Consider the following 8,760-nt stretch of genomic DNA (forward strand, 5'->3'; position numbering starts at 1 on the left):
CACGGGCCGTACCGCGCCCGAAGTACGCCGGGCCGCCTCGTACTCCCCGAGGAGGGCCCGGCGTTCAGCCCACCGGCTGCCCCGGTTGTCGGTGGCGGCCCGTACCGTTGAGTCATGGATCTTCGGGTGTCCTCGCTGCGGGGACTGCTCAAGGGGCCGCGCCGGCTGTTCGCCGCCGCGGCCGCTGTCGTGGTGCTCGCCGGAGCCGGGACCTGGACGGCGGCCACCGCCTCCGGCGACCCGGCGGCGGTGCGCGTGAGCGACCGGGTCATGGCGGTCGACGGGGTGCGCCTGGACACCTCCTACTTCACCCCGGCCGGCGCCGGCCGCCACCCCGCCGTCCTGCTGGCGCACGGCTTCGGCGGCAGCAAGGACGACATGCGGCAGCAGGCCGAGGACCTCGCCCGGGACGGGTACGCGGTCCTGACCTGGTCCGCGCGCGGCTTCGGCGGGTCCACCGGGAAGATCGGGCTCAACGACCCCAAGGGCGAGGTCGCCGACGTCTCCCGCCTCATCGACTGGCTGGCGAAGCGCCCCGAGGTACGGCTCGACAAACCGGGCGACCCGCGCGTCGGCGTGGCCGGCGGCTCCTACGGCGGCGCGATCTCGCTGCTCGCCGCCGGGTACGACCACCGGGTCGACGCCATCGCGCCGGCCATCACGTACTGGAACCTGGCGGACGCCCTGTTCCCGAACGGCGTGTTCAAGAAGCTGTGGGCCGGGATCTTCGTCAACACCGGCGGCGGCTGTGACCGCCTCAGCCCCGAGCTGTGCCGGATGTACGACCGTGTCGCCGAGTCCGGCACCCCGGACCCGGCCGCCCGCAAGATGCTGGAGGAGCGCTCCCCGTCCGCCGTAGGCGACCGCATCAAGGTGCCCACGCTGCTGGTGCAGGGCCAGACGGACTCCCTGTTCACGCTCGCCCAGTCCGACGCGGCCGCGAAGGCGATCCGGGCAGGCGGCGCCCCCGTCGACGTCGACTGGATCGCGGGCGGCCATGACGGCGGCGACATGGAGACCGGCCGGGTCCAGGCACGCGTGCGTGCGTGGTTCGACCGGTACCTGAAGGGCGACACCTCGGCCGACACCGGCCCCGCCTTCCGGATCACCCGCACCGGAGGCGTCGACTCCACCGACGGCACCGCCCAGCTGCGCGGCGCGAGCGCGAGGACCTATCCGGGCCTGCGCGACCACCGGCGCACCCTCGCCCTGACCGGCGGCACCCAGCACGTCGCCAACCCGGCCGGGGCCGCCCCGCCCGGCGTCTCCGCCCTGCCCGGCCTCGGCGGCTCCGGCGGCCTCTCCCAGCTCTCCGCGCTCGGCGTGGGCGTCTCCCTCGACTTCCCCGGCCAGTACGCCAGGTTCGACTCCGCGCCCCTGACCCGCGACCTGCAGATCACCGGCACCCCGACCGCCACCGTCCACATCACCTCGACCGGCGGCGACGCCGTCCTGTTCGGCAAGGTCTACGACGTCGGCCCCGACGGCACCCGACAGGTGCTGCCCTCCCAGCTCGTCACCCCCTTCCGGGTGACCGGCGCCAGGTCCGGCAAGGACGTCACGGTCACCCTCCCGGCGATCGACCACGAGGTGCAGAAGGGCCACCGGCTCCGCCTGGTCCTCGCCTCCACCGACCTCGGCTACGCCTCACCGGCAGCCCCGGCCACCTACACCGTCTCCGTCGAGGGCGGCCTGAGCGTGCCGACGGCCCCCGCGGTCACCACCGCCGCGGCACCGCTGCCCGCCTGGGTGTGGTGGCTGCCCCTGGCCGGCGCGGTCACCGCGCTCGCCCTGCTGCTCACCGGCCGCCGCCGTACGGCGGCCCCCGCACCCGACCCGGAGTCGGCCGAGGTACCGCTGCAGATCACGGACCTGAGCAAGCGGTACGCGAAGTCGGCGGACCGGTACGCGGTCCGCGGGCTGTCCTTCCGGGTGGAGAAGGGCCAGGTGCTCGGCCTGCTCGGACCCAACGGCGCGGGCAAGACCACCACCCTGCGCATGCTCATGGGCCTGATCACCCCGGACGACGGCGAGATCCGCGTCTTCGGCCACGCGGTCCGGCCCGGCGCGCCGGTGCTGTCCCGGGTCGGCGCCTTCGTGGAGGGCGCGGGCTTCCTGCCGCACCTGTCCGGCCGGGAGAACCTGGAACTGTACTGGCGGGCCACCGGCCGCCCGGCCGAGGACGCCCACCTGGACGAGGCCCTGCGGATCGCCGGGCTCGGCGACGCCCTCGCCCGCGCGGTGCGCACCTACTCGCAGGGCATGCGCCAGCGCCTGGCCATCGCCCAGGCCATGCTGGGCCTGCCGGACCTGCTCATCCTGGACGAGCCCACCAACGGCCTCGACCCGCCCCAGATCCGCGAGATGCGCGAGGTGATGATCCGCTACGCGTCCGGCGGACGCACGGTGATCGTCTCCAGCCATCTCCTCGCCGAGGTCGAGCAGTCCTGCACCCACCTGGTGGTGATGGACCGCGGCCGGCTCGTCCAGGCCGGTCCCGTCCGCGACATCGTCGGCTCCGGCGACACCCTGCTGATCGGCACCGCCACACCGGTGGACGCGCCGGTCGCGGAGAAGGTGGCCGCGCTGTCCGGCGTCGCCTCCGCGGTGTGCACCGACGACGGGCTGCTGGTCCGGCTCGAACCGGGCGGCACAGCCGAGCGGCTGGTCGTGGAGCTGGTCCGGCTGGAAGTGCCGGTCGCGTCGGTCGGCCCGCACCGCCGCCTGGAAGACGCCTTCCTCACCCTGATCGGAGGTTCCGCATGAGCACGCTCACCGAGGTCGCCTCCGGCTATCAGGCGGGCCGCACCCTGCCCCTGCGCGTGGAGCTGATCCGGCAGCTCAAGCGGCGCCGCACCCTGGTCATGGGCGCGATCCTCGCCGTGCTGCCGTTCGTGCTGCTGATCGCCTTCGCCGTCGGCGGCGGCCCTGGCGGCAGGAACGACCGGATCACCCTGATGGACACGGCCACCGCGTCCGGCGCCAACTTCGCCGCGGTGAACCTGTTCGTGTCGGCGGGCTTCCTGCTGGTCGTCCCGGTCGCCCTGTTCTGCGGGGACACGGTCGCCTCGGAGGCGAGCTGGTCCTCCCTGCGCTATCTGCTCGCCGCGCCCGTGCCCCGGGCCCGGCTGCTGCTGTCCAAGCTGACCGTGGCGCTCGGGATGAGTCTCGCCGCGATGGTGCTGCTGCCGGTCGTGGCCCTCGCGGCCGGCACGGCCGCCTACGGCTGGGGACCGCTGCAGATCCCCACCGGCGGCGCGCTGGACACCGGTACGGCACTGCAGCGGCTCGTGGTCACCGTGGCGTACATCTTCGTGTCCCAACTCGTCACCGGCGGGCTGGCGTTCTGGCTGTCGACGAAGACGGACGCCCCGCTCGGCGCGGTCGGCGGCGCGGTCGGCCTGACCATCGTCGGCAACGTCCTGGACGCCGTCACCGCACTCGGCCACTGGCGCGACTTCCTGCCCGCGCACTGGCAGTTCGCCTGGGCCGACGCCGTGCAGCCGCACCCCGAGTGGTCCGGCATGATCCAGGGCACGGCGATCTCCCTCACCTACGCCCTGGTCCTGTTCGCCCTGGCGTTCAGAGGCTTCGCCCGCAAGGACGTGGTCTCCTGACGACCGGCGACGGGGACGACGAGGACCGGATATTCGTCCGCAGCAAGTAGGGCGCCAACCGCTACGTCCACAACCCGGACAACCCGGTCGACACCGCGTTCTGCCTCGGCGTCCAGGCCATGAAACGCAAGCAGGCCATGGGCTACGACTCCGTCACCATCACGGTGACCGACGGGGAGTGCGCGTCCCATTGACCTACCCTTACTTCCGAGTAAGTTGACGCTCCGGTAAGGACCGTGCAGGGCACCACCGCGACCGGGAGTCGTCATGGGCGTACGCAGGGATCTGAAACGGGCACGGCAGCGCACCGACCTGGCGGCCCGCGGCTCGGTGGAGGTCGTCAAGGACGCGCGGGGTGTCGTGCGCGAGGTGCGCAGCGCACCCCTCGCACCCCCGCTCACCGCCGGCTCCCTGGCCGACCTGCCGTTCGCCCACGCGGCCGAGACCCCGGACGCGGTCCTGCTGCGCCGTCGTACCGGCGGAGCCTGGCGGCCGGCGACGGCGGCCGCCTTCGCCGCCGATGTCGCCGCCGTCGCCAAGGGGTTGATCGCCGCCGGTCTCGAACTCGGCGGCAGGATCGCGGTGATGTCCCGCACCCGCTACGAGTGGACCGTCCTGGACTTCGCGATCTGGGCGGCCGGCGGCCAGTCCGTGCCCGTCTACCCGACCTCCTCCGCCGAACAGGTGGAGTGGATCGTCCGCGACTCCGGCGCCCGGTTCGTCGTCACCGAGACCGCCGAGAACGCGGCCACGGTCACCGCCGGCACTGCGCGCCACCCCCGGCCGCCCCGCCTGTGGCAGCTCGCGGGGACACCGGACACCGCCGCGCCGGGGGGAGCGCTCGCCGACCTCGGCATCCTCGGCCGTGACATCTCCGACGACGAACTCACCAAGCGCCGTGGCGCGTTGACTCCCGACACCATCGCCACCCTCTGCTACACCTCCGGCACCACGGGCCGGCCGAAGGGCTGCGTCCTCACCCACGCCAACCTGCACGCCGAGGCCGCGAACACCGTCGAACTGCTGCACCCCGTCTTCCAGGCCGTCACCGGCCGGACCGCCTCCACCCTGCTCTTCCTGCCGCTCGCCCACATCCTCGGCCGCACCCTGCAAATCGCCTGCCTGCTGGCCCGCATCGAAACCGGCCACTTCCCGAGCGTCAGACCCGACGAACTCCGGCCCGCGCTCCGCGAGTTCCGGCCGACCTTCCTGGTCGGGGTGCCGTACCTCTTCGAGAAGATCCACGACACCGGGCGCGCCACCGCCGAGAAGACCGGCCGGGCCGCCTCCTTCGACCGGGCCGAGCGGATCGCCGTCCGCTTCGGCGAGGCGTACCTGAGGAAGTTCCTCGGCACCGGGAAGGGTCCGGGTCCGGGGCTGTACGCCGCCTGGGCCCTGTACGACCTGCTGGTCTACCGGCGCATCCGCAAGGAGCTGGGCGGCCGGATCCGGTACGCCATCAGCGGCGGCTCCCCGCTGGACCGCGACCTCAACCTCTTCTTCCACGCGGCCGGGATCGTCGTCTACGAGGGCTACGGTCTGACCGAGACCAGCGCCGCCGCCACGATCGTCCCCCCGCTCGGCCCCCGCCCCGGCACGGTCGGCCCGCCCGTCCCGGGGGTCGCCGTACGCATCGCCGACGACGGGGAGGTGCTGATCAGTGGTGGGGTGGTGTTCGGGGCGTACTGGAACGACCGGCGGGCCACGGACGCCGTGCTGAGCGACGGCTGGTTCGCGACCGGTGACCTCGGCGCCCTGGACGAGGACGGCTATCTCACCATCACCGGCCGCAAGAAGGACATCCTCGTCACCTCCGGCGGCAAGAACGTCTCCCCGGCCGTCCTGGAGGACCGGCTGCGCAGCCGCTCACCGGTCGGACAGTGCGTGGTCGTCGGCGACAACCGGCCCTTCGTCGCCGCGCTGATCACCCTCGACCCGGAGGCGGTCGCCCACTGGCTGTCCGTTCGGAAGCTGCCGCCGGACACCCCGCCGTCCTCGCTGGTCCGCGACGACCGGCTGCGCGCCGAGGTGCAGAAGGCCGTCGACTACGCCAACGAGGCCGTCTCGCGTGCCGAGTCCGTGCGCGCCTTCGCCCTGGTGGAGGGGGAGTTCACCGAGGAGAACGGGCTGCTGACCCCCTCGCTGAAGGTGAAGCGGCACGCGGTCACGGCCGTCTACGCGGAGGAGATCGAGGCCCTGTACCGCCCATGACGCGAAGCGGCGGGCCACCGGGGAACCGGTGACCCGCCGCAGCGGAACGACGACTGCTCAGCTGTTGCTCTGACCGTTCGCGGACAGCGCGGAGATGTCGTCCAGGATGTGCGAGAGGGCCTCGTCGCCCTTGGCCTGGGTCGAGTTCTCCGTGCACTGCTGGTTCTGCGGCGAGGACAGGACCGGGATGTCCTGGACGCCGACGTTGACCAGGGCGAGGATCGACTGGGCGTTGACCTTCGCCGGCAGACCGACACACGGCTTGTTCAGCGAGCCCTGGACCAGCGAGAGCTGCGGGCTCATGTCACCGAGGGTCGCCGAGTTGCCGAAGGACGACCTGGCGTCGTTGCCGCTGAGCGACGTGGTGCCGTGGTCGTCACCCGTGGCCAGGGCCTGGGGGGCCGCCATGCCGGCCAGACCGGCGACGGAGGCGGCAACAGCCGCGGTTGCCCACAGCTTCTTCATGTTGATTCCCTTTCGAAAGGCGGACTCCGGGGAGGAGTTGCATGATCGTCAACGGCGGGAAACCCGCCGGAGTTGCGGTGTTTGCCCCGATCGGACCAGCGCAGTCCGATGAGTTCATGAACGCCCCCCGCGGCTCGGGGTGAGCGCGGGGCGACGTCGGAGGCGGCACCGGGAGACGGCGGACGGGCCGCCGAAGGGCTCGGCGGCCCGTCGTGGGCGCGTCGGGAACCCCGATGGCCTCAGTTGTTGCCGTTGCCGTTCGCGGACAGCGCGGAGATGTCGTCCAGGATGTGCGAGAGGGCCTCGTCGCCCTTGGCCTGGGTCGAGTTCTCCGTGCACTGCTGGTTCTGCGGCGAGGACAGGACCGGGATGTCCTGGACGCCGACGTTGACCAGGGCGAGGATCGACTGGGCGTTGACCTTCGCCGGCAGGCCGATGCAGGGCTTGTTGAACGAGCCCTGGATCAGCGCCATCTGCGGGCTCATGTTGCCGAACGTGGCGGAGTTGCCGAACGCCTGCGTGGCGTCGTTGCCGCTGAGCGACGTGGTGCCGTGGTCGTTGCCGGTGGCCAGGGCCGGAGCCGCGGCGGCAGCGCCGGCGCCGACGACGGAGGCGGCGACCGCGGCGGTGGCCAGAACCTTCTTGATCATTGCGCATTCCCTTCTGGAGAAACCCCGTCCACCGGAGCTCCCGGTTCAACCGCCCGGTGTGTCGAGGAGTTGCTCCCGTTCACTCCAATGGCCCATACGTCGGTGATCCGAAGGCTCATACGGGGATGTGGAACGCGGTTCGGCCACCGCATACGGCAATTCCACCGGATCCGCTCCGCCGAACGATCCGATCGGGTGATCCCCCGCAACCAATCGGCCGGACCGCGGTTGATGCGGAGGCAGGAACGTGCGTCTTGGCGAGGAGCCAAGGAAAGGAAAGCGAAATGCTGAAGAAGGCAATGGCCGTGGCGGCGGTCGCCGCGTCCTTCGTCGGTGTGTCGGCGGCGGCAGCCCCCCAGGCGCTTGCCACCGGCAACGACACGGGCACCACGTCGCTCAGCGGCGACGGCGCCGCGGAGGCGTTCGGCAACAACGTGACCCGGGGCAACCTCAGCCCGCAGGCCACCCTGGTGCAGAGCTCGCTCAACAAGCTCTGCGTCGGCCTGCCCGCGAAGGTCAACGCGCAGTCCCTCGTGGCCGTCATCGCCAACGTCGGTGTCCAGGACATCCCGGTCCTGTCGTCGCCGCAGAACCAGCAGTGCGCCGAGAACTCCACCCAGGCCAAGGACGACGAGCCGCTGTCGCACCTCGTGGACGACGTCTCCGTCCTGGACGCCAACGGCACCGGCAACAGCTGATCCGGGCTCGCGAACAGATCCGTCCGGGCGACGCGCGGGTCCTCCGCTGCCGCCGCCCGGGCGGCTTTCGCCGTCTTCGCCGCTGTTCGATCGGGCTTCGTTTCCGCCGACCTGTCAATTCTGTGAAGGCGTTCGAGTGAATTAACGGGCGGCGCGCGTTCCGTAGTTTCTCCGGCTGTCTATCCCTCGTTTTACAACCTGCCGGTCATGGTGCGAGCCGTTCAAGTTGTGCTCGCTCGGCTTCGGCCGTCAAAGGGGCATGACCGCAGAGAAGGGAAATCTCATGAAGAAGAGCGCTGCTGTTGTCGCCGGCGCGATCCTCGCCCTGGGTGCTTTCACCCCGGCTTTCGCCGACTCCGGGGCGCAGGGCACCTCCACCAACTCCCCCGGTGTCCTCTCCGGCAACACGATCCAGCTGCCGATCCACGTCCCGGTCAACGCCTGTGGTGACACGGTGGACGTCATCGGCCTGCTGAACCCCGCGCTCGGCGACGGCTGCGCGAACCACTGACGTTCGCCGCGCAACGCGCCAGCCACACCGGCTGCGTTCTGGGCCGGCCCCGGACCGGTGGTGTCGATCCTCCGTTCCGGGGCCGGCCTTCCCACATCTTCGAGCAGGAAGACAACGAGATTGCGACAGACCCTCAGCAAGGGCATGGTCGTGGCCGCCGCTGCGACCGGCATGCTGTCCTTGTACGGCGGCAGTACCGCGCTCGCCGACTCCCAAGCGCATGGCGCCGCTCAGGGCTCGGCAGGCGTGCTGTCCGGCAACAGCATCCAGGCCCCGGTGAACGTCCCGGTCAACGTCTGCGGCGACTCCGTGGACGTGGCGGCGGCGCTCAACCCGGCGTTCGGCAACTCGTGTGGCAACACGCACGGTTCGCAGAGCACCGGGGGCGGCTCGAGCCAGGTCGGCCGGAACAGTCCCGGCGAGGACTCCGGCCACGGTGATTCCGACGACCGCGGAGACTACGGCACCCCACCCTCGTACGGTGGTGGTGAGACCTCGACTCCGTCGGCTCACGGTGGTGGTGAGACCTCGACTCCGTCGGCTCACGGTGGTGGTGAGACCTCGACTCCGTCGGCTCACGGTGGTGGTGAGACCTCGACTCCGTCGGC

At 71.6% G+C, this 8,760-nt stretch carries 8 protein-coding genes; 6 read left to right on the top strand and 2 right to left on the bottom strand.

Annotation, left to right across the window (positions count from 1 at the left end; all coding sequences use genetic code 11):
- The first annotated feature begins 114 nt into the window (after positions 1 to 114).
- The 3 genes from AB0N17_RS07515 to AB0N17_RS07525 all read left to right on the top strand — a co-directional run bounded on the left by AB0N17_RS07515 (position 115) and on the right by AB0N17_RS07525 (position 5,828).
- Positions 115 to 2,766 (top strand): CocE/NonD family hydrolase, encoded by a 2,652-nt coding sequence (locus AB0N17_RS07515; RefSeq protein ID WP_366010201.1) that lies wholly within the window; start codon positions 115 to 117, stop codon positions 2,764 to 2,766.
- Entirely contained in the window at positions 2,763 to 3,617 is an 855-nt protein-coding gene (locus AB0N17_RS07520) for an ABC transporter permease (protein WP_366010202.1), read from the top strand. Before AB0N17_RS07515 ends, AB0N17_RS07520 begins: the two co-directional genes overlap by 4 nt.
- Positions 3,618 to 3,884: 267 nt before the next feature.
- A complete protein-coding gene (locus tag AB0N17_RS07525) occupies positions 3,885 to 5,828 on the top strand; it encodes a long-chain fatty acid--CoA ligase (protein WP_366010203.1) in 1,944 nt (647 codons plus the stop codon).
- A gap of 57 nt (positions 5,829 to 5,885) precedes the next feature.
- Here the strand turns inward: AB0N17_RS07525 and AB0N17_RS07530 are convergent, their stop codons facing one another.
- Positions 5,886 to 6,293, bottom strand: coding sequence for a rodlin (locus AB0N17_RS07530; RefSeq protein WP_366010204.1), 408 nt, complete (start codon positions 6,291 to 6,293; stop codon positions 5,886 to 5,888).
- 239 nt (positions 6,294 to 6,532) lie between these two features.
- Complete coding sequence (locus tag AB0N17_RS07535) at positions 6,533 to 6,943, bottom strand: rodlin (RefSeq protein WP_366010205.1); 411 nt, start codon at positions 6,941 to 6,943, stop codon at positions 6,533 to 6,535.
- A 284-nt stretch (positions 6,944 to 7,227) separates the two neighbouring features.
- Here AB0N17_RS07535 and AB0N17_RS07540 point away from each other — a divergent pair, with 284 nt between their 5' ends.
- From AB0N17_RS07540 to AB0N17_RS07550, 3 genes are all read left to right on the top strand, one after another.
- A complete protein-coding gene (locus AB0N17_RS07540; protein ID WP_366010207.1) occupies positions 7,228 to 7,641 on the top strand; it encodes a rodlin in 414 nt (137 codons plus the stop codon).
- 283 nt (positions 7,642 to 7,924) lie between these two features.
- Positions 7,925 to 8,152 (top strand): chaplin, encoded by a 228-nt coding sequence (locus tag AB0N17_RS07545; protein ID WP_366010208.1) that lies wholly within the window; start codon positions 7,925 to 7,927, stop codon positions 8,150 to 8,152.
- 120 nt (positions 8,153 to 8,272) lie between these two features.
- On the top strand, positions 8,273 to 8,760 hold a 488-nt coding region (locus AB0N17_RS07550; protein WP_366010209.1), incomplete at its 3' end, for a chaplin family protein.

The organism is Streptomyces sp. NPDC051133 (genome assembly GCF_040682635.1).
Classification (GTDB): Bacteria; Actinomycetota; Actinomycetes; order Streptomycetales; family Streptomycetaceae; genus Streptomyces.

Bases quoted from the DNA above. Each gene is read 5' to 3' on its own strand.
- AB0N17_RS07535 (WP_366010205.1), bottom strand. From the start codon at position 6,943: ATGATCAAGAAGGTTCTGGCCACCGCCGCGGTCGCCGCCTCCGTCGTC.
- AB0N17_RS07525 (WP_366010203.1), top strand. From the start codon at position 3,885: ATGGGCGTACGCAGGGATCTGAAACGGGCACGGCAGCGCACCGACCTG.
- AB0N17_RS07520 (WP_366010202.1), top strand. From the start codon at position 2,763: ATGAGCACGCTCACCGAGGTCGCCTCCGGCTATCAGGCGGGCCGCACC.
- AB0N17_RS07545 (WP_366010208.1), top strand. From the start codon at position 7,925: ATGAAGAAGAGCGCTGCTGTTGTCGCCGGCGCGATCCTCGCCCTGGGT.
- AB0N17_RS07515 (WP_366010201.1), top strand. From the start codon at position 115: ATGGATCTTCGGGTGTCCTCGCTGCGGGGACTGCTCAAGGGGCCGCGC.
- AB0N17_RS07530 (WP_366010204.1), bottom strand. From the start codon at position 6,293: ATGAAGAAGCTGTGGGCAACCGCGGCTGTTGCCGCCTCCGTCGCCGGT.
- AB0N17_RS07540 (WP_366010207.1), top strand. From the start codon at position 7,228: ATGCTGAAGAAGGCAATGGCCGTGGCGGCGGTCGCCGCGTCCTTCGTC.